This window comes from Aquimarina intermedia (assembly GCF_008124785.1).
Taxonomy (GTDB): domain Bacteria; phylum Bacteroidota; class Bacteroidia; order Flavobacteriales; family Flavobacteriaceae; genus Aquimarina; species Aquimarina intermedia.
Genome location: NZ_VNHU01000003.1, coordinates 1 through 20,662, shown reverse-complemented (window position 1 = coordinate 20,662; position 20,662 = coordinate 1). Strand labels below are relative to the sequence as shown.

Genomic DNA, 20,662 nt, shown 5'->3' with positions numbered 1-20,662 from the left:
ACTAAAAAATTGATAATTTACAAGTACTACTGGTTATTTCTTTTAATTATATAAACAGTATAAAGGAGGTAATTTTTCTTCAACTAACACAAACCTATCACAGCGCTAATCTTTTAGACTATAGTTCTTTAATTTTTAGGGTATAAAAATGATTTTTCAACTTCAAAATCAACGGTATCATCTTCATTTACCTCATAAGATATAAAAAGCTCTCCCCAATACGTGCCATCAGTAAAATCTGCTATAATCCACTTATGATTAAGTAATCTGACTTTATTAATACTCATATTGCCTTCCATCCCAGCATAAGGGATAATTGGATTGTCAGCACCCGCTTTATTTTGTCCAATAATCTGATCACTAATTGTACTGGCTAATTTGATAGCATTATAACCTTGCTCTTCAAAATAACTCATCGCATCCTCATTGGTATCCAACGAGAAATAAGTCATATCCATATTTGTACTAATTAAAGAATCAATTTGAACATCTTTATGAGCAATTTTCTTATTCATATTTTCAATTTTGGCGTCATACGACTCTTGAGCCTTTTTGCCATTCATAAATTGGTACAGAATGAATAAAAGTGAAAAAATAAATAAGTATAAAAATATTTTACTTCTCATGTTACAAGGTAATTTTTAAATTATCATAAGCTAAATATACTCCCTCAGGTAACTGGGCCTGAACTTCTTTATGAAACCCCAGCATATGGCTAATATGGGTTAAATACGCCTTTTCCGGCTTAATAAGCGCTATGAATTCTAGAGCTTCTTCCAAATTAAAATGCGAGTGATGTGGTTCTATTCGGAGCGCATTTACTACAAGAACCTTGACCCCTCTAAGCTTTTCAATTTCTTCGGATGTGATAGTTTTAACATCTGTTAAATATGCAAATTGATCAAACCGAAAGCCAAACACCTGCAATCGGTTATGCATGGCGTTAATAGGAATTATATCCAGGGTTCCCAGTGTAAACGGTTGGCTAGTTATCTCGTTCTCAATAACGCTAGGAGCCCCCGGATATTTATTTTCGGAAGCAAAAATATAATCAAATCTCTTTTTTAATGCCTTAAGAACTCTCTTATGTGCATAAATGGGTATATCTCCCTGCCTAAAAAAGAAGGGTCTAATATCATCAAGTCCCATGGTATGATCGGCATGTTCATGTGTAAAAAGTACACCGTTTATTTCTGAAACTTGCTGATTTAACATCTGCTGTCTAAAGTCCGGTCCACAATCGACAATATAGGTATAAGCATCCCAACGCACCATTATGGAAACACGTAATCGCTTGTCTTTAGGATCATTACTTAAACAGACAGGATGATTACTACCAATAATTGGTATCCCTTGTGATGTACCTGTTCCTAAAAAAGTTACTTCCATAATATAGCTGATGGACAAATGTAGCTATATTTTTTTTGCCAAAAACGAATTCATTTATGTTAAATGTTATTTAAACCCGATATAAAATTCAGAAATTTGTCGTTCATATTTTTTATAATACATGGGTATTATTAATTTTACATTGAACAAAAAAAAGCCCCTAGCGCTATGCCTATAACCATAATGGGAGATAAGGAATTCGAATCAGTTCCTTCAATTAAGAGTAAAGCATTACGAATTAATCTCAATCAAAATATTTATGGGACTTTCTCCGAAATTGGAGCCGGTCAAGAAACCGTACGTAATTTTTTTAGAGCAGGTGGTGCCTCCGGTACTATAGCCAAAGCGATGAGTGCTTATGATAAGGACTTTAGTGATGCAATTTATGGTATCGAAAGTGACAAACGTTACGTTACCGAAGCACGCCTAAAAAAAATGCTGTCTCATGAGGTAAACCTTATGGAAGAGCGAATTTCCAGAGAAAAACATCCTAATAAATTATTTTTTAGTTACGCCAATACTGTTGCAACCATTGATTTTGCAAAGAAGTATAAAGGACATGGTTGGGTTGGAATTCGCTATCAGACCGTGCCTAACGAAGAATACAATGAGATTTCTTTACATATCCGTTTTCATGAAAATGATGCCCGCTTACAACAAATGACCTTAGGTATTCTGGGCGTTAATTTAATTTATGGAGCGTATTATAAATATGATAATCCAAAAAAACTTTTGCGATATCTATATGATCATTTAGACAAAGATCAGATTGAGATTGATACCATTAACTTTTCGGGTCCACGATTCAATAAAGTAGACAATCGTTTAATGAGTTTGCAGTTGGTTAAAAATGGTATGACTGAAGCCGTGATTTTTGGGCCTGATGGTAATAATATTTTGCCTGCTAGAATACTATATAAAAAGAATATTTTGGCTTTGAGAGGTAGTTTTAGACCTGTGACCAAAGTTAATATGGATATCTATAAGAAATCGCTAAATAGATTTCTGGACGAAAATAAAGTTGACAAAAAGAAGACTGAAGTAATTTTTGAAATTACACTCTCGAATTTAAGAGCAGAAGGTGAGATTGACGAAAAAGATTTTATGGATAGAGCACGATTGCTATGTTCATTGGGTCAAACTGTAATGATCTCCAACTTTCAAGAATATTATAAGGTTGTTGAATATTTTTCAAATTATACTAAAGAACGCATGGCACTTGCAATGGGTGTCAATAACTTGGTAGATATTTTTGATGAAAAGTATTATCGTCATCTTAGTGGTGGCATTTTAGAAGCTTTCGGTAAATTATTCTTCAAGGATTTAAAAGTGTACTTATACCCCTTAAAAGATCATACAACCGGAGAACTCACAAACAGTGACAATCTCAAAGTTCATCCTAGAATGAAGGAATTGTATAAATTCTTCAAGTATAATGGTAAACTTCAGGATATAACAGATTACGACCCGGATATCATGGATGTATTTTCTAGAGAAGTTCTACAAATGATTCATGAAGGAGAACCCGGTTGGGAAAATATGTTGCCAGAGGGAATCGCTGATATAATTAAAGAGAATAATCTTTTTGGTTATACTGCCGAAGCAACCAAAACAGTTTAAGCACAAGTATAAAGGATGTATAAGGTTATTCGTACATCCTTTATTTTTAACACCTATTTTGATTGCAACAGTTCTTTATAGGAATCCTTATAAAAGTATAACATTACTATATTCATTGCTAGCAAAGACACGCCTATAAACCAGTTTTTGGGATCTAGTTTGATATGATATAAAAAAGCATTGACAGAAATGCTCATTAGAATCACCATCATAAGCGCAGTAAACTTATTTACTAATAACGATATTCCAGCTGTAACTTCTACAATAGCCACCAACATCATTGTCTTGGATGAGGTGAGGGCTTTCAAAAAATAAATTGCTCCCTTGGTTTCGGGAGCGGGAGGATCCATAAAGTAGAAAAGTTTATTACATCCAAAAAATAAAATAGTTAAACCAAAAGCTATTCTAATAGCCATAATTATTTTTGCATTCATAGGGTAGATTTTGAGGGTTGATGTAACAATTAACGCATAATCAGCAATTTAATTGCCCTTCTCTCAAGCCTCACGTCAATTATACGACATCAAAATTCTACCTAACAAACTGATTATTTCAGAATTTGAGCTGTGTGATCCTTTGTTTTTACTTTTAAGATAACCTCTTCTATAATACCCTTCTCATCAATTACAAAAGTTGTACGATATATACCTTCATATTCTTTACCCATAAATTTTTTAGGTCCCCAAACACCAAAGGCATTAATGACTTCCTTTTCTTCGTCAGCTAATAATGGATACGGTAATTCGTATTTGTTTTTAAAATTTTGCTGACGCTTAGCACTATCAGCACTAACGCCCAAAATTTCGTAACCTTGCGCTTTAAAAGTCTCGTAATTATCCTTTAGGTTGCATGCTTCTGCAGTGCATCCCGGTGTACTTGCTTTGGGATAAAAGAATACCACCAGTTTTTTATTTTTAAAATCTTGTAGGGTAATGGTATTACCATCTTGGTCCAAAGCTGAAAAATCCGGAGCTTTATCTCCTTCTTTAAGTGTAGTCATGATATACAATAGATTATGAAATTTACTACTCTAAATTTCTATTTTTGTTTAATTTTAGCCTAAAAGTACATAAAATGACAAAACAGGAAAAGGTTGCGTATGTTATAAAAACTCTAAAAGACCTATACCCCACTATACCAATCCCTTTGGACCACAAAGATCCTTATACTTTATTGATAGCAGTACTCATGAGCGCTCAAAGTACCGACGTGCGTGTAAATCAAATAACCCCGTTGTTATTTGAGCGTGCAGATAATCCACATGCCATGATTCGCCTAACGGTTGATGAAATAAGAGATATCATTCGCCCGGTTGGACTCAGCCCGATGAAAGCCAAAGGCATTCATGGATTATCCCATATTCTAATTGACAAATATGATGGAGAAGTCCCACAGAGTTTTGAGGCATTAGAATCGTTACCTGCCGTGGGTCACAAAACTGCGAGTGTTGTCATGTCTCAAGCCTTCGGGGTACCGGCTTTCCCTGTGGACACACACATTCATAGATTGATGTACCGTTGGGGGTTTACTAACGGAAAAAATGTAACACAGACAGAAAAAGATGCCAAACGTCTATTTCCAGAAGAATCCTGGAACGACTTGCATCTTCAAATGATTTGGTATGGTAGAGAATATTCTCCCGCCAGAGGATGGGATTTATCAAAAGATATTATAACCAGTACTATCGGAAGAAAAACCGTGCTCAACGAATACCATAAAAAAAGACCTGCATAAAACAGGTCTTTTTCTTTATTAATTAATTTAACGAAGTCTCAAACTGAAGCGTTCCTACCTCGATTACATTAAGCGATTTAGAGTAATTGAGTAAGAAATCAATAGTCTGCTCTTGGGGTTGCAGATACGCTTCATCTTTTTTACGAGCGTTTTTAAAGTAAAATTTTGCCATATTATAAACTTAAATTAGGGTTATTTAAGAATATAACGACAGTAAAACCTTATTTATTGTCTCTCCAAAATGTTAATTTGTCAAGACGATATTATTTTTATCAATTACTTTTCTAAGATTAATTAATGCGTAACGCATTCTACCTAAAGCCGTATTAATACTTACGCCTGTTTTATCACTAATTTCTTTAAAACTCATGTCTTTATACATTCGCATAATTAGCACTTCTCGCTGATCTGTTGGCAACTCCTGAATCAGATTACGCAGCTCCTCCTCTACTTGCTCCTTAATGAGTTGTTTCTCGGCATTAAGATCACTATCACTAATTACAGAAAAGATACTAAACTCTCCATTATCTTCAAATTTAGGCATGCGATTGCCTTTTCTGAAATGGTCTATTACAAGATTATGTGCAATTCGCATTACCCAAGGTAAAAATTTACCTTCTTCATTATATTTTCCTCTCTTTAAAGTTTTGATAACCTTAATAAAGGTGTCCTGAAAAATATCTTCAGAGATATCTCGGTCAAAAACTTTGGAAAAAATAAAACTGTAAATACGTTGTTTATGGCGCTCTATTAGAGTTGCTAAAGCAGCTTCATCTCCTTGAATATAACGGTTTACCAAAACCGCATCAGATAGCGTGTATTCTTTCATACCTTTACTTAATTTTAGTACCAACAAGCTTGGGGCTCGGGCTATGTTAAACTTAAAAAGTAATGGTATTCTATAGGCTATTTATTTAGTTTTGGGTTGTTATACTGGTGGCTAATATAGCAACTCTGCGCGAAAAACTAATCATTTTTGTTAATTTATTTAACTGCACATATCCCCGAAGTGCGTTATTAATCTTATTACGGATTGCTTATCTTTGCCTGTACACTGCGTATTTACTATGACTCAAGATATCACAACTTTAGATCCAAAAAAGAATATATTAATTAAAGGAGCCAGGCTTCATAATCTCAAAAATTTAGATGTTGCGATCCCTCGCAATAAATTAGTTGTAATCACTGGTTTATCAGGTTCCGGTAAATCCAGCCTTGCTTTTGACACCTTGTATGCAGAAGGACAACGGCGATATGTAGAAAGTCTTTCGTCATATGCCCGTCAGTTTTTGGGTCGTTTAAACAAACCTAAAGTTGATTATATTAAAGGTATCGCGCCCGCAATAGCCATCGAGCAAAAGGTTAATTCTACAAATCCCAGATCAACTGTTGGTACTACCACCGAAATTTATGACTATCTCAAGCTTTTATACGCGCGTATCGGTAAAACCTACTCGCCAGTTTCTGGTGATGAAGTAAAAAAGGATACAGTAACTGATATTATTAATTATGTGAAGCAATTTGACGATGGTGAAAAAATGTTGCTGTTAGCTACCATAGTTGTGGAAGAAGGAAGAACCACAGAAGAAAAGCTAAAAGTTTTACAACAACAAGGGTATGCTCGAATAAAGGTAAACGATCAGGTTGTTCGTATCGAGGAAGCTCAAGTTACAGAAAATGATGAACTATTTCTGGTAGTTGATCGTATTATAAAAAGAGAGGATGAGGATTTCTATAATCGATTGGCTGATGCAGTTGATGCTGCTTTTTTTCAGGGAAAAGGCACGTGTTTTATAGAAACTTTAAAAGATAATAAGCTCCGCCAATTCAGTAATAAATTCGAACTTGATGGCATTACCTTTCTTGAACCCAATGTACATCTCTTTAGCTTTAATAATCCATACGGTGCTTGTCCGCAGTGTGAAGGCTATGGTGATGTCATAGGCATTGATGAGGATCTGGTGATCCCCAATACCGGTTTGAGCATTTATGAAGAAGCTGTCTTCCCCTGGCGGGGAGAAAGCATGAGTTGGTACAAAGATCAACTGGTTAAATCTGCTTATAAGTTTGATTTTCCTATACACAAACCTTATTTCGAATTATCCGAAAGTCAGAAGGATTTACTTTGGAAAGGAAATAGTTATTTTGAAGGAATTGACAGTTTTTTCAAAGAATTAGAAGCAAAAGCTTATAAAATTCAAAATCGTGTGATGTTATCGCGCTATCGAGGAAAAACACGTTGTTCAAGCTGTAACGGGAAACGTTTACGACCAGAAACGAACTACGTAAAAATTGCCGGTACCACCATTACAGATCTGGTAGAAAAACCTTTGGACGAGCTAATACCGTTTTTTCAAAACCTGGAACTTAATGAATTCGACGCACAGGTAGCAAAACGACTTCTAAAAGAAATTAATAGCAGACTTAGCTTTTTGAGTAATGTAGGCTTAGATTACCTAACGCTAAATAGAAAATCAAACACTTTATCCGGTGGAGAGTCGCAACGAATTAATCTTGCTACTTCTTTAGGAAGTAGCCTGGTTGGCTCTATGTATATTTTGGATGAGCCCAGTATCGGCTTGCATCCTAAAGATACCGAAAAATTAATACAGGTTCTGCTGTCTCTACGTGATCTGGGTAATACAGTAATTGTAGTTGAGCATGATGAGGATATTATGAAAGCTGCAGATGAAATCATCGACATTGGTCCTGAAGCAGGTACTCACGGAGGTAAATTGGTCGCTTATGGAACGTATAATGAAATTTTAAAGGCTTCTTCGTTAACAGCAAAGTACTTAAATGGCGCATTTCAAATTGAAGTTCCCGAAACTCGTAGAACTTCGCCCTATTTTCTTGAAGTATTTGGAGCTCGGGAAAATAATCTAAAGAATATCGACGTAACCATTCCTTTGGGCGTCTTTACGGCTGTCACCGGAGTTTCAGGTAGTGGGAAAAGTACGTTAGTTAAAAAAATAATTTATCCTGCTTTACTCAAGAAATTAGGAGGCTACGGAGAGAAAGCTGGACAGTTTTCAGAATTAAAAGGTAAATTCAGTAATATCAAGCATGTAGAATTTGTCGATCAGAATCCGATAGGTCGCTCCTCTCGATCTAATCCTGTTACCTACATAAAGGCTTATGATGATATTAGGGCATTGTACTCTAATCAAAAGTTATCGACCATACGTAATTATAAACCAAAGCACTTCTCGTTTAACGTAGATGGTGGACGCTGCGAGACTTGCAAGGGCGAAGGCGAAGTAACCATCGAAATGCAATTTATGGCTGATGTTCACTTAACATGCGAGACCTGTAATGGTAAGCGTTTTAAGAAAGAAGTGCTAGAAGTTGCATTTCATGATAAGAATATAGATGATGTTTTATGCATGACTATAGATGACGCTATTGCTTTTTTTACTGCTCATGACCAGTCCAAGATTACCAAAAAGCTGCAACCGCTACAAGACGTAGGGTTAGGGTATGTTCAATTAGGTCAAAGTTCATCAACTTTATCGGGAGGCGAAGCGCAACGTATTAAATTAGCCTCCTTCTTAGTAAAAGGTACGACCAAAGATAAAGCCTTATTCATATTTGATGAACCCACCACAGGCTTGCATTTTCACGACATTAAAAAACTACTTAAATCTTTTAATGAGCTTATTGTCAAAGGACACTCCGTATTAGTAATTGAGCACAATTTAGATTTAATTAAATGTGCAGATTATATCATTGATCTGGGTCCTGATGGAGGTAAAAATGGAGGACATATTATTGCAACAGGCACTCCTGAGGAGATTGTAAAAGTTAAGAAATCATATACCGGACACTTTTTGAAAGAAAAATTGTAGGATGTAATTAATTGATTTATAGATTAATGTAATAATTTTAAATATTTTATCATGATGTAGTCAAAATCCTGGCACATCATTTGAAAATAAATCTCCTGTAGCGGAAGCCGAAATGCTAATGAGTAGGCGCAACCTTAAACTATAGGATTATGAAGAAATTAATACTTTTTACCATTATTTTACTGACAAGTGGTAGTTTGATCTTCGCAAAAGGTCATAATGATCACAATGAAGATCGAACAACGTTTAAAAACAATCGATCACAGGGATTCAAGATACTTGAACAAGGCGCTGTTTTTAAACTTTTTTCTGATGGAAGTATTCGACTAAAAAAATCGGCCTTTGATAGGCGATATGCACATGCAACTAACAGAAGAGCTTCTTATAGTTACAACACAATGTACGGAACTGACACTAATTATATGCGTTATGATCAGTATGGGAGATTAAAACGTGTAGGGTCAACCCGAATAACGTATGACAGATTTGATCGGGTAAAAAAGATTGGTAATATTGATGTCGCTTATAACCGTAGGGGTCTGGTGAGACAAATTGGAGGCATGCAGGTGTATTATTCACGATATAACACCATTAATTTTACTGAGGGTACTATACATCGTCGTGTTTGTAAGCATATGAGAACTGATGGTTACAACAGAGACCACATAAACGCAAAAAAGCATAAGAAAAAGAAAAAGTCAAAGCACTATGAAAATTGTCACAAGAAATCGAAAACACAGGAATACGATGATGATTAAAACTTTTGTAGTTGTTCACAAAAAAGCCCGTTATCAGATCTGGATAACGGGCTTTATTTTTGAATTAAGTTGCTACACTCGCTTCAATTATAGGATCGAAATTTTATTCCAAACTGGTATATTTAGAAATTTACCCAGTAGTATAGCGTCTTCTTCTATGTGTGCTTTTACCCCATGGTCCATGATGTTGATACGATTACCATTTGTCAAAACTAAATTCAGCTCATGACTAAGATAGGATCCCGAACTTCCTCCACTACTCTGGACAAATTCGGTTATCAATTGAATTGCATAAATTTCAGAGAAAGAAATTGTAAACTTTCCTTTTTTAAAGCGATTCAACTGCTTATTAAAAGTTGCTGTACTCGCAAACATTACTAGAAAGACTACACCAAGAAGAAGGAAAACACCTCCTTCTCTAAAAAACAATTGCATATTTTTTAAAGTACTTTGTTCCTCCAGAATACCATCTATGTAAGCGAAGTAATAGGCCAATACCACATAATTAAGACCCGCCAAGAAGAAAACTCCGCCAAAAAGGTTAAGTGTAGATGTTTTTTTTACTTTAAGTATAGAAGATGAAACTTGTTTGATTTCATGAGAAACAAAATTACTCCCGCCGGAGTTCGCAGGAGACCAATCAATTTGTTGAGCAATAGTGTCCTGAGTAGGATCAGAAAAATTGTGAGAACCGGACCAACCAGTGTTTTTGAGTTTTAAATTTTTCATTTTAGATGATTCCCATGCCATTATCAAGAACATTCCTGCTAACACAATGAAAAGCCCGGCAGTTTGTAAAAACACCTTGGTACTGCCGTGTAAGCTCCGCTGCTCCCATTTCAATTGTGGAGTAAGCGATTTTATTTTTGATTCTGTAATACGATCAGGATTTTTGAGTTCTTTTAACGCTTCTAACTCCGCGGTACGTTCTTCTAAAACATCAATTCGTCTGTAATGGATCTCTATACTATTATAGATTTCAGGAACTCCAAAAATTAATAGTGGCAATAGTGGTATTATAAAAAGCAACCAATTCGATTTAACATTTAACTTATATGACATATAATTTCAAGTTTTAACAAAAAAAGTTAAAAAAATTATAAATTACAAGTAAAAAAACACGATTAAAAAATTATATCCAGACTCAAGTAATCATAAGCAGTTGTTTTTCAGTTGATTAAATTTTTGGCACGCTGCTTGATTACTAATTAACGAACTTAGAGCTGATTAGTTCTTTCTAAATCAATAGATATGAGAAATTTTATTTTACTTTTAACAGGTGTCCTTCTAATGACCCCAAGCATTAACGCAAATACTGAGAGTGCGACATCAAGCTATGTGACAAGAAATAATAATTCTTTCATTTTTTCTGAAGGTGGGGTAGAATTTTCGATATATCCTGATGGTCAGTTTGACTTTTATCTACCAAGTGCACACCGAGGCGGTAATGTTAGCATATCGGTAAATCGCCCTGGTGTTAACATAAGTTTTAACTCTGGTTACAATTATGATCCTTATGTACAGTATGATGATTATGGTGCTGTTGTACAGGTCGAAAACGTTCCGATTTTTTATGACTATTACGGAAGAATTACACAGGCAGGAGATGTGTATATAACATATAATCGTTACGGTCGTGTAGCACGTTTGGGTGGATTGTATGTAAATTATAATAGATATGGCCATTATGTAAATGTTACCGGCTACATCAACAGATACAACAGACATTATGTATATCGCCCTCATCATGCCTATTTTACCGTACCGGTAGTTTCCAGATGTATAGTATATGAGCGTCCATATCGTAGGTATTATAATCCATATAGATATTCATATAAAGTTTACAGAGAATCATACAATAAAGGATATTATAGAAACCCTTATCGATCAAGAACCTATTATCGTCCTTCTCAACGTGTAAGTCATTATAATCGGGGAGCACATCTTAAGTCAGCTAGAAAAGTTGCTTACCAAGATAGAAGCAGAAGGGTGCAATCTCAAAAGAGAAATGATCGATATTATGCCGCAAATTCACGAAGTAGGACTAATAACACTGTAAAACAACAACGTTCTGATGCTTCTAAAAGGTATACGCGTAGTCGTAGTAATACCAATAAGCAAGCTTCTGCGAGCCGTTCAAGCAATTCAAAAGCAAACGAAGGCCGTAATTATAAATCTACTGTGAATAGACAACGAAGTGCTGCATCAAGAACAGCAAATGCAAGTTCAAGTAGAGTTTATAAGAGAAATACTAAAAATGCCTCAAAAAAAAGAGAAGTTTCTGTAACAAATCGCTCTACGCATCGTCCTTCTTATAAAGGCAATCGTGCACCATCTAAATCGAATGAGCGTGTTACACGAAGTAAACGGTCTAGTACTGTAAACAGAAATGCAAAAGGACAAAAGAGAACAAACAGAGCATCTTCTACAAGATCATCGACCAAGGATACTAACGCTAGGTCGGCCCGAAGTAGAAGTTAAAATATAGTTAATTTTTAATTTTTTTGGTTGGTTAGTTGGAGAATCCCCCAGAGTTGTATGCTTAGGCACCTCGGGGGATTTTCTTTATTAACAAGTTGATATCATTTGAAATCTTCAATTTGAAAATAATGATCAAATAAAAAATACCAATCACTATACTTTTAAGTCCAATGTTGATGATTGGATTAAAATCAAAATTCCAATAAAAAAAACCAAAACTTAAACTTGTAACTATCATTAAAACTAACCATGTTTTTTTATCAAAAGGATGCATTCTATATTTCCAATAAACTATCCACAATTTAATCCCATTATAAACACTAATCGCTGTAAATGTTGCAAATCCTGCTCCATCAATTCCATACAAGGGAATACAAATATAATTCAATACCCCTGCCAGAACTGCCATCAGTACTCCTGTCTTCAAGACTAATCTATAATATGGAGAATTGTATAAAATGGCATTATTATTTCCTAAAAGATTATCAAACAATTTAGAAAATGAAATCCATATGGTTACCCATAGATACAGCTGATACTCATTAGGAATTATTCGGTATAATTCCTGTACATTACAAATAATTAAGATAAATAAGAGTCCGCTGATGGTGAAGAGATTAATAGAACTTTGTTTATAAAGCTGTTTGAGTCCTACAAAGTTTTTATCATTTAAAAGTTGGGCAGTCAAAGGATAGGTGATTTGATGCATAGCTCTCGATGGTATGACAATAACACTTGCTATATAGGCAGCCAAGCTATACTCTGCAACACTTTCAAAAAACCACAATCTTTCGATCATTACTTTGTCTAAATCAATAAGTAAACTGGCAACTGACCCAGCGATTAAGATAAGCGTTGAGTATTTACCAACATTCAAATAATTTTGTGGTAACGCAACAGTAAATTTGATCGGATGCAGTGTCAACGCATAGCCCATCATAATAAACAAACGAAGTACATACACCCCTACAAGTGCGTAGATGAATTGATGAATTGTTATCATCTTAAAATACACTAGCAACAGTAAAAGTGCCGTACATAATCGTACGAAGATTTCCTTTAAAATATTCCCAAATACACTTCGCAATTTAACCTTAGACCAGGCAAAAAATATTTCAAAATATGCAGTTGATAGTCCTAGGATAAGTATTGTCCAGACATAGGGTTTTATAATGGTGTTGTCATTTTCAAAATAAGAAAGAATCGGCTCTTTAAATAGTATACATAGTATACTCAAAATTGTTGCAAGCACACCTGGAACTACCAGCATCATACTCAAAAAACGATCTTGTTCTTCTTTATCTCTATACCCAGTAAAAAATTTAATTAATGTATTGTGTATTCCAAAAGCAATAAAGGGCCAAAGTAAATTGGCTACAGCAATAAGATAGGTAACAAGCGAAAAATACTCTTTTTCTAATAGATGGGTAAATAAAAATAAAGTATTGATCGCTCCGATACCAAAGCCTACGACTGTAGTAAGTCCATTACGTATCGATTGATTAAGTACTATTCCCATATTTGTGATTACATCGCTGATCCAAAGATAATTTAAATCATCTGCTTTAAGACTTGTGCTAAATTTTGTGTCAATGATTTTCTGCTATATTTTTCAAGACCTACAGGTTTGGTAGATAGTTTCTGGTTTTGATACAGGTCAAAATACTTTTTTAATTGTTCTTTTATTAGGTTATAAGAATCATATTCAAAAAAGGAACCTGTTTCTGTTTCCATAATTATACTTCTTATATCAGCATTTTTTGGTCCAATTGCCAATATAGGCCGCTTGGAGACCATATATTCAAATAACTTGCCCGGGATAATACATTCGGTTTCTTTACTATCGATTTCTATCAATAATAGTACTTGTGAAGACTTTTGCAGTTTTAATGCTTCTTGATGTGAAACATAGCCTTTATCCTCTATAAACATTAATAAACCAATTGCTTGTAGACTCTCTAAAACTTCCGGACTTGTTGCACCGATTAGTTGAAGCTTAAAAAACTTAGCAAAGTCCTCATCTTCGATAGTCAGATCATATAGTGCCTGCCATAATTGAATAGGATTTCTTCCGGATAGCAACGAACCAATATGAGAAATCGTGAAATTCTTATCTAATTCAACTTCAGAATAATTGTATTCATCATATCCGTTAGTAATAACTGAAATAGGCTTGTTAGTAAGTGTTTTAAACTCTTTTGCAGTAGTATAACTGGTCACCAGAAGTCGATCCGCAGCATTTAAAACAGCTGACTCTAATTTTTTGTGCTTAGCAGCAGCTCTTTTTGATAATTTTAATTTTTTGTGATATCCAATGGTTGTCCATGGATCTCTAAAATCTGCTAACCAAGGCAATCCGATTTTCTTCTTAAGCTCTTTTCCTATCAAATGAACGCTATGAGGAGGACCTGTGGTAATAAGAATATCAATAGGTTTTGTTTGCAAATATTGATCTAAATATTTAACCGAAGATCTAACCCAAAATTTACGAGCATCGGGTATAAAAAAATTACCACGTATATAGAGTAGTAATTTTTGAATCAAGGATTGTTTTTCTTCGTTGACAATGATTCCTTTGCTGATAGTCGTGGATGCGGATTTTGAAAAGACTTCCGCAAAACGATAGGGTTCAAAAATAGGTTTTTTAAGTATGGTGATATCTTTGGGAATGTCCTTCTCCAGAGTATCATCAAGTAAAGGATAACTAGGATTCTGCGGACAATAAACTATAGGTTCAATATCAAAATCACGTAAATATTTCACAAATTTCAACCAACGTTGAACGCCTGGTCCTCCGGCAGGTGGCCAATAATATGTTATGATCAATACCTTCAACATACTTCTAAGCTTGCAGTTTGGAGTTCTCCGTCTTTTTTCGCTTTCTGAATTCCAAATAGATACCAAGACCTATTAATACTAAAAAGACTAAAGTAGCTATACTCGTAATAGAATTTCCTGTCTGAATAACATTTGGTTCAAATTTAAAAGTTATGGTATGACTTCCTTTAGGTAGTTGCAATCCACGCAAAACAAAGTTTACCTGAACGTGATCCACAGGTTTCTCATCAATATATGCTTGCCATCCCGGATAATAATTTTCAGAAAATACCACAAAACCTTCCGTTGTATTCTGGGAAGCGTATACAAGTTTATTAGGCTGATGTGAAAGTAATTGGATCGTAGCAACACTATCGACGACAAATTTGCGCTGTGTGTATTTTTCAGAATTACTTTTATTAATTACTGCGGTAGTCTTTGTATTAATGTCTTTTAAGGCCAGTAACTCATCATTTGCAGATCCTACAGTAATTAGTTCATCAATAAACCATGCATTACCATTGGCATTCTGATTCTGTTGTACCAATGCTACACGTTTTTCATCAGGAACAATAAAATATTTGACATTAAACATGTTAAGGATATTCATATCCCCTTTAGCCAAATAAAAATCAAATAAATCCTGTATCCTACCTGGCTTAGCCGCATGATATCCTCCCAAAGCATTATGAAAATAAGAAGTTCTTGCTCCATTAAAAGGATCTCCGGTTACATCATAAACACGATAGTGGGTGGTATCTTTTAAAATTTCCCGGTCAGCTGAGGTAGCTCTAAAAGGTTTGTCCAACATTCTGGCAGACACAAAACTATCATTGTTTACATATTTTTTATCTACAGTTATAAGATCGGTTAGAATCAATACTCCTACGATTAAAATCGTCAAGTTTTGATTCAATTTATTTTTTACAAATAACCAACAAACGGCGGCTGTTGCTAATACAAATACTAGCGACCGTATAGCATCGGTAGTGAAAATAGCTTTTCTGTCTTCGCGCAAAGCACGCACAAAATCAGGCCCATATTGTTCGATCCACATCGCATCCTGAGCCCCTTTAAAACTAAAGAACATAGATTTGAATAATACAAATAGTAATGCGACTCCTCCCACAATTATAGTACTCGTCTTGAGAGCTTTCAGCTTTTCTTCTTTAGAAACAAAACCACTAAACCAACGATGTAACCCAAAAATGGCTAATATTGGCAAACAAAGTTCTATAATCACTTGTATAGAAGAAACTGCTCTAAACTTATCGTACATAGGTACATAGTCGATAAAGAATCTGGTTACAATATCCAAATTTTTACCCCAAGATAAGAGTAGAGCCAATATAGAACCGCCTACAAGCCACCATTTTAATCGTCCTTTAACCAAAAATAGCGACAACACAAACAAAAATATAACTACAGCACCGATATATGCAGGAGCCCCTACAATCGGTTGATCTCCCCAATAGGTAGGAACATTTTGTGTAAAATCTTTAGCCTGAGAAGGACTTGCCCCCATCTTGAGCAACTCATCATATATATTAGAACTGGTACCCACATTTTCATAGGAGGCACCTCCCATAAAACGAGGAATAAATAAATTGAACGTTTCAATAATACCGTAACTATATTGTGTAATGTAGTTATAATCCAACCCGGTCGCTTTTTCTTCCTTACCTTCTGGAGTTATAGTAATACCCGTATCACCACGGGTACTGTATTGCGCATATTGTTTGGTCGCTAACAGCGGAGTCGCGTTGAGTAATATAGAAAAGAAAACTGCGATAATCATAACGCCGATTGCTTTAAAAAAATGCGGAATCATTTTCTTTTTAAACGCATCAACAAAATATGTTATCCCTAAAACCACAACTAGAAGTAACAAATAATACGTCATTTGTATGTGATTTGCCGCTATTTCTAAGGCCATAGCTATCGCCAATAGTACTCCACCCCAAAAATATTTCTTTCTGAACGTAAGAATGATACCACTAAGAACAAAAGGCATATAACCAATCGCATGCGCTTTAGCATTATGTCCAACCCCGAGAATTATAATGAAATATGTAGAGAACCCAAAGGCAAGGCTGCCTAAAAACGCGAGCTTATAGTCCACTTTAAGAACCAATAGTAGCACGTAGAATCCTATAAAATATAAAAAAAGGTAGTCTGCAGGGCGTGGTAAAAAACGTATTAAACGATCCAGTTTTTTAACATAATCGTGATCATATTGTGCGCCCACCTGATAGGAAGGCATTCCACCAAAAGCATTATCTATCCAATATGGTTCTTCACCGGTTTTATTTCTAAAATCGGTTTGCTGCCGAGCCATTCCACTATATTGTACAATATCACCTTGTCGAATTTTTTTTCCGCTGATTACTGGGCTAAAATAAGCTAAAGATGCTATCACGCATCCAAGAACAACAATTAGATGAGGTAAAACTTTACGAATATATGGCTTCATTGGGTCGTTTTTACGAATAAAAAGCCAAATTAATCAATTTCCTCATAATCGATATATTCTCCTACATCTTTATTTGAAGATTTACTTTTAGATTTCTTTTCGATAGTAACCTCGCCTTCCGGCGATTTTTGAGAAGTATCTTGATTTTGAAAGTTCTGAAACTGCTGCTGAAATTTTTGACCTGCCTTCTTTGTAATATATTTAAGCAATAGAGGACCAAATAAACGCGTTAGTATTTTAATCCCATAATAGATGAGCAAAATAATGAGAATAACCTTTAATACCCCTGATAAAGAAGCTTCTTGCATTTTGTCTTTTTGCAAAAATAAAGAACTCGTGTTAGAATTACCGCTATCCTACATTAAAAAAATGATAAAATCTACTATATTTGAGCCAAATCAATTGAATATGAGCCCAAAATCTATTCTACCTTTTTTTGTGCTAATACTTAGCGCGTTTGTCTCGCAAGCCCAGTATACAGAAAAAATAAATAGCAATCGACCAGGAACTTCGCAGGGAGCATTCTCTGTAGGAACTAATGTACTGCAAGCCGAAGGCGGATTTGGTTTTGGAAAAGAAAAGCATAATCTACTTAACACAAAAACCAATTTTTTCAATTTTGATTACTCTGCTCGATATGGACTTTTGATAGAGCAGTTAGAAATTAGATTAGACGGTCGACTACGTAGTGACGGGGTTCGACAAACTATTGGCAGCTCTGAAGAAAAAACTACACGCACAAATTTTGAATACAATACTTTGGGTGCAAAGTATCTTATATTTGATCCCTATAAAAATCCTAAAAAAGATTCAGTAAACTTAAATAGCTGGAAAGCACAACATCGCTTTAAATGGAAAACATTAATTCCGGCAGTATCTGCATATATTGGGGTTAATTATGTCACAAAAGACAATCCCTTTACTTTTCCTGAAGATGAAGCCATAAGTCCGAAAGTAGTCATTATGACTCAAAACAACTGGACGACAAGTCGTATCGGCAATTGGGTATTAGTAACAAATTTTATAATTGACAAGGTCACTACCGAGATGCCACTGTATGGTTGGATTATCACTTCTACCCATACAATTAATGATAAATGGGCTGTATTCGGAGAGTATCAAGGTCAAAAAAGTGATTTTTACAGTGATGATATTTTAAGAGTTGGTGGTGCCTATCTTTGGGATAAAAATCTTCAACTAGATGCCCATATTGCCACCAATTTTAAGGACACTCCTTCTATATTCAATTTTAGTTTTGGAGGATCTTATCGTTTTGATTGGCATACCAAAGATGAAATAATCGAACAACCCGGACTTGAAGGTGGTGTAAAGGAGAAGGAAGAAGAAGAAATCCTTGATGAAGAAAAGAAGGATATCGATAGTTATGAGTATGAAGAGGATGAAACAGATAGCCTTAAACAAGGTAAAATACCGATGATCAATGATTTTGAAGACGAAGATTTCCGTCAGGCATTAGAACAAGATTTGGATGAACGACGTACTGCCGAACGCCTGGAACGCGAACGAATTGAAAGCGAGAAACAAGCTAAAAAAGACGAAAAGAAATCCAGAAAAGAAGAAAGAAAACGTGCAAAGCGTGAAGCAAAAGAGGCCAAAGAGGCTGAAAAAGCGCTAATAAAAGCTGAAAAAGAACGTCAAAAAATGATTGAGGATATCGACTCAGAACTTAATAAGATGGAAGCGCCTCAGGATGTAGATCAAGAACTGGAGCAGATAGAAAAAGAGCTTGAAGATCTGGAAAAAGAACTTGAATCAGAGCGACCCTCAAAGCCCATAGAGACAGAAGCAAAACCTATTCCTGAGGAAGATATAGATATTGATAAGGCGTATGAGGAAATGAAAAAACAAGAAGAAAAGCGTCGAAAGAAAGAAGAAAAAGCTCGAAAAGAAGAAGAAAAACGAAGAGAAAAAGAAGAAAAAATGCGCTTGAAAGAGGAGCAAAAGAAGCAAAAAGAAAAAGAAAAGGAAGAAAAGAAAAAGGATCAAAAAAAAGACGATAACGGAAATTAAAAATAATGATTTCTATAACACAACCTCCGTTTTTTCATTCCCAATGCAAATAAAGTGGCCTTTGCAAAAACCAATTGTATTCATCATTTATAGCAAAGGATTAGATAATTCTAAGAAATAGAAGCTGTATAATTGAAGTAAGAAATCGGTATCCCGTTTATTTTTAGAAAATTGATATAAGAACTAGTCCGTATATTTAACAAAAGAATATATATTTGCTACGAACTAGAGAAGATGTATGATTACGATTAAAGAAATTACTTCAAAAGGAGATTTGACAACCTTTGTTAAATTTCCTTTTGAAGTATATAAAAACTCACCCTATTACGTTCCCCCAATTATTAAAGAGGAACTAGATGTATTGAATCCTAAGAAAAATCCTGTTTTCCAAAACTCTGAAGCTAAATTCTTTTTAGCATATAAAAACAATAAAGTTGTGGGCCGTGTGGCAGCAATAATTAATTGGATTGAGGTCAAAGAACAAAAAAAATCTAAAATCCGTTTTGGTTGGTATGACGTTATCGATGATATTGATGTAACTAAAGCACTTTTGGACAAAGTAGCTATGTACGGAGCAGAAAATGGACTCGAGTACATGGAGGGTCCGGCTGGATTTTCGATCATGGACAAAGCAGGGATTTTAATCAAAGGGTTTGAAGAGCTTAATACGATGATTACTTGGTATAATTACCCCTACTATCAAAAGCATATGGAACAGCTTGGTTTTGAAAAAGCTGCTACATGGGTGGAATACAGAATACAGGTTCCTAAAAAAATTAAAGAAAAAGTAATTAAATTTTCCAATATTATCAAAGAACGCTACGAGCTCAATTTGATAAAATTCAATAATAGCAAAGAGATCTTAGGCTACGCAGACGAGATGTTTGACCTACTCAATAAAACATACAGTGGGCTTCAAACTTTTGTACCTATCCAGCAATATCAGATCGATATGTACAAAAAGAAATATTTACCCTATATCAATCCGCAGTACATTACTTGTATTGCTGACAAAACGGGTAAATTAATTGCGTTTTCCATTGTAATGCCTTCTTTTTCTAAAGCTTTAAAAAAGATGAATGGAAAGATGTATCCTCTAGGCTTCCTCCACATTCTCAAAGCACAGCGAAAAAACAACACCGCCGCATTTTATTTAATTGGTATCGATCCAGAATATCAAAATAAAGGGGTTACAGCTCTTATTTTTAAGGAAATGAATGAGGTTTTCTTACGTAATGGAATTGAAGTAGTTGAGACAAACCCTGAGTTAGAAGAAAACAAGGCCATACAAGCACTTTGGAACGACTACGACCATGAACAACACAAAATGCGTAGAACGTATCGTAAAAGTATCGAAAACTAGTATTTTAACTGTGCGATAGCGCAGGAACAGTTTATCATAAAAAAAGCCACCGATTGGACTGAACCCCAAAAGTTGGACGGTTAAACAAAATTTAATTTTGGAAATGAGCTCGATATTGTATCGGGCTCATTCCATTTAGAGTCAAAGA

General features: G+C 34.9%; 18 protein-coding genes. 7 read left to right on the top strand and 11 right to left on the bottom strand.

The features are described from left to right. Positions 1–128 precede the first annotated feature (128 nt). Both BD809_RS05480 and BD809_RS05475 read right to left on the bottom strand, forming a co-directional pair. On the bottom strand, positions 129–563 hold the full coding sequence (locus BD809_RS05480) for a hypothetical protein (protein ID WP_246131433.1): 435 nt from the start codon (positions 561–563) through the stop codon (positions 129–131). Between the two features lie 64 nt (positions 564–627). Next, positions 628–1,389, bottom strand: coding sequence for an MBL fold metallo-hydrolase (locus BD809_RS05475; RefSeq protein WP_148782299.1), 762 nt, complete (start codon positions 1,387–1,389; stop codon positions 628–630). 168 nt (positions 1,390–1,557) lie between these two features. Here BD809_RS05475 and BD809_RS05470 point away from each other — a divergent pair, with 168 nt between their 5' ends. Then, entirely contained in the window at positions 1,558–3,009 is a 1,452-nt protein-coding gene (locus BD809_RS05470) for a TonB-dependent receptor (RefSeq protein ID WP_148781961.1), read from the top strand. Positions 3,010–3,062: 53 nt separating this feature from the next. On the opposite strand, the gene BD809_RS05465 is transcribed toward BD809_RS05470, so the two are convergent. Together BD809_RS05465 and bcp are read right to left on the bottom strand one after the other, a co-directional pair. Next, a complete protein-coding gene (locus BD809_RS05465; protein WP_148781960.1) occupies positions 3,063–3,443 on the bottom strand; it encodes a DoxX family membrane protein in 381 nt (126 codons plus the stop codon). A 113-nt stretch (positions 3,444–3,556) separates the two neighbouring features. Further along, positions 3,557–4,009, bottom strand: coding sequence for a thioredoxin-dependent thiol peroxidase (bcp, locus tag BD809_RS05460; protein ID WP_148781959.1), 453 nt, complete (start codon positions 4,007–4,009; stop codon positions 3,557–3,559). Between the two features lie 74 nt (positions 4,010–4,083). On the opposite strand from bcp, the gene BD809_RS05455 reads away from it, so the two are divergent. Beyond that, positions 4,084–4,743, top strand: a complete 660-nt coding sequence (locus BD809_RS05455) for an endonuclease III domain-containing protein (RefSeq protein ID WP_148781958.1) — start codon at positions 4,084–4,086, stop codon at positions 4,741–4,743. Between the two features lie 22 nt (positions 4,744–4,765). Here the strand turns inward: BD809_RS05455 and BD809_RS15540 are convergent, their stop codons facing one another. Continuing rightward, positions 4,766–4,915: a hypothetical protein gene (locus tag BD809_RS15540; RefSeq protein ID WP_170251763.1), complete on the bottom strand. Its 150-nt coding sequence runs from the start codon at positions 4,913–4,915 to the stop codon at positions 4,766–4,768. A gap of 72 nt (positions 4,916–4,987) precedes the next feature. Beyond that, positions 4,988–5,572, bottom strand: a complete 585-nt coding sequence (locus BD809_RS05450) for an RNA polymerase sigma factor (protein ID WP_148781957.1) — start codon at positions 5,570–5,572, stop codon at positions 4,988–4,990. Positions 5,573–5,810: 238 nt separating this feature from the next. Here BD809_RS05450 and uvrA point away from each other — a divergent pair, with 238 nt between their 5' ends. Beyond that, the gene (uvrA, locus tag BD809_RS05445) at positions 5,811–8,591 is read left to right on the top strand and encodes an excinuclease ABC subunit UvrA (RefSeq protein ID WP_148781956.1); all 2,781 of its coding nucleotides are present in this window, start codon (positions 5,811–5,813) and stop codon (positions 8,589–8,591) included. A 149-nt stretch (positions 8,592–8,740) separates the two neighbouring features. Beyond that, on the top strand, positions 8,741–9,349 hold the full coding sequence (locus BD809_RS05440; RefSeq protein WP_148781955.1) for a hypothetical protein: 609 nt from the start codon (positions 8,741–8,743) through the stop codon (positions 9,347–9,349). An 87-nt stretch (positions 9,350–9,436) separates the two neighbouring features. On the opposite strand, the gene BD809_RS05435 is transcribed toward BD809_RS05440, so the two are convergent. Further along, positions 9,437–10,411, bottom strand: coding sequence for a hypothetical protein (locus BD809_RS05435; protein ID WP_148781954.1), 975 nt, complete (start codon positions 10,409–10,411; stop codon positions 9,437–9,439). A gap of 189 nt (positions 10,412–10,600) precedes the next feature. On the opposite strand from BD809_RS05435, the gene BD809_RS05430 reads away from it, so the two are divergent. Beyond that, the gene (locus BD809_RS05430) at positions 10,601–11,830 is read left to right on the top strand and encodes a hypothetical protein (RefSeq protein WP_148781953.1); all 1,230 of its coding nucleotides are present in this window, start codon (positions 10,601–10,603) and stop codon (positions 11,828–11,830) included. A gap of 61 nt (positions 11,831–11,891) precedes the next feature. Here the strand turns inward: BD809_RS05430 and BD809_RS05425 are convergent, their stop codons facing one another. From BD809_RS05425 to BD809_RS05410, 4 genes are read right to left on the bottom strand one after another with little or no spacing between them, the layout of a single operon-like run. Next, on the bottom strand, positions 11,892–13,349 hold the full coding sequence (locus BD809_RS05425) for a lipopolysaccharide biosynthesis protein (RefSeq protein WP_148781952.1): 1,458 nt from the start codon (positions 13,347–13,349) through the stop codon (positions 11,892–11,894). 32 nt (positions 13,350–13,381) lie between these two features. After that, positions 13,382–14,668, bottom strand: a complete 1,287-nt coding sequence (locus BD809_RS05420) for a glycosyltransferase family 4 protein (RefSeq protein ID WP_148781951.1) — start codon at positions 14,666–14,668, stop codon at positions 13,382–13,384. Between the two features lie 4 nt (positions 14,669–14,672). After that, on the bottom strand, positions 14,673–17,120 hold the full coding sequence (locus BD809_RS05415) for a YfhO family protein (protein ID WP_148781950.1): 2,448 nt from the start codon (positions 17,118–17,120) through the stop codon (positions 14,673–14,675). Positions 17,121–17,149: 29 nt separating this feature from the next. After that, positions 17,150–17,443: a DUF4834 family protein gene (locus tag BD809_RS05410; RefSeq protein ID WP_317130855.1), complete on the bottom strand. Its 294-nt coding sequence runs from the start codon at positions 17,441–17,443 to the stop codon at positions 17,150–17,152. Positions 17,444–17,528: 85 nt separating this feature from the next. Between BD809_RS05410 and BD809_RS05405 the strand changes: the two genes are divergently transcribed. Together BD809_RS05405 and BD809_RS05400 are read left to right on the top strand one after the other, a co-directional pair. Beyond that, positions 17,529–19,151, top strand: a complete 1,623-nt coding sequence (locus BD809_RS05405) for a transporter (RefSeq protein WP_170251760.1) — start codon at positions 17,529–17,531, stop codon at positions 19,149–19,151. A gap of 238 nt (positions 19,152–19,389) precedes the next feature. Continuing rightward, entirely contained in the window at positions 19,390–20,514 is a 1,125-nt protein-coding gene (locus BD809_RS05400; protein WP_148781947.1) for a GNAT family N-acetyltransferase, read from the top strand. The last annotated feature ends 148 nt before the right edge of the window (positions 20,515–20,662 follow it).

Bases quoted from the DNA above. Each gene is read 5' to 3' on its own strand.
- BD809_RS15540 (WP_170251763.1), bottom strand. From the start codon at position 4,915: ATGGCAAAATTTTACTTTAAAAACGCTCGTAAAAAAGATGAAGCGTAT.
- uvrA (WP_148781956.1), top strand. From the start codon at position 5,811: ATGACTCAAGATATCACAACTTTAGATCCAAAAAAGAATATATTAATT.
- BD809_RS05480 (WP_246131433.1), bottom strand. From the start codon at position 563: ATGAATGGCAAAAAGGCTCAAGAGTCGTATGACGCCAAAATTGAAAAT.
- BD809_RS05420 (WP_148781951.1), bottom strand. From the start codon at position 14,668: ATGTTGAAGGTATTGATCATAACATATTATTGGCCACCTGCCGGAGGA.
- BD809_RS05470 (WP_148781961.1), top strand. From the start codon at position 1,558: ATGCCTATAACCATAATGGGAGATAAGGAATTCGAATCAGTTCCTTCA.
- BD809_RS05415 (WP_148781950.1), bottom strand. From the start codon at position 17,120: ATGAAGCCATATATTCGTAAAGTTTTACCTCATCTAATTGTTGTTCTT.
- BD809_RS05450 (WP_148781957.1), bottom strand. From the start codon at position 5,572: ATGAAAGAATACACGCTATCTGATGCGGTTTTGGTAAACCGTTATATT.
- BD809_RS05430 (WP_148781953.1), top strand. From the start codon at position 10,601: ATGAGAAATTTTATTTTACTTTTAACAGGTGTCCTTCTAATGACCCCA.
- BD809_RS05425 (WP_148781952.1), bottom strand. From the start codon at position 13,349: ATGGGAATAGTACTTAATCAATCGATACGTAATGGACTTACTACAGTC.
- BD809_RS05465 (WP_148781960.1), bottom strand. From the start codon at position 3,443: ATGAATGCAAAAATAATTATGGCTATTAGAATAGCTTTTGGTTTAACT.
- BD809_RS05405 (WP_170251760.1), top strand. From the start codon at position 17,529: ATGAGCCCAAAATCTATTCTACCTTTTTTTGTGCTAATACTTAGCGCG.
- BD809_RS05475 (WP_148782299.1), bottom strand. From the start codon at position 1,389: ATGGAAGTAACTTTTTTAGGAACAGGTACATCACAAGGGATACCAATT.
- BD809_RS05435 (WP_148781954.1), bottom strand. From the start codon at position 10,411: ATGTCATATAAGTTAAATGTTAAATCGAATTGGTTGCTTTTTATAATA.
- bcp (WP_148781959.1), bottom strand. From the start codon at position 4,009: ATGACTACACTTAAAGAAGGAGATAAAGCTCCGGATTTTTCAGCTTTG.
- BD809_RS05400 (WP_148781947.1), top strand. From the start codon at position 19,390: ATGATTACGATTAAAGAAATTACTTCAAAAGGAGATTTGACAACCTTT.
- BD809_RS05455 (WP_148781958.1), top strand. From the start codon at position 4,084: ATGACAAAACAGGAAAAGGTTGCGTATGTTATAAAAACTCTAAAAGAC.
- BD809_RS05440 (WP_148781955.1), top strand. From the start codon at position 8,741: ATGAAGAAATTAATACTTTTTACCATTATTTTACTGACAAGTGGTAGT.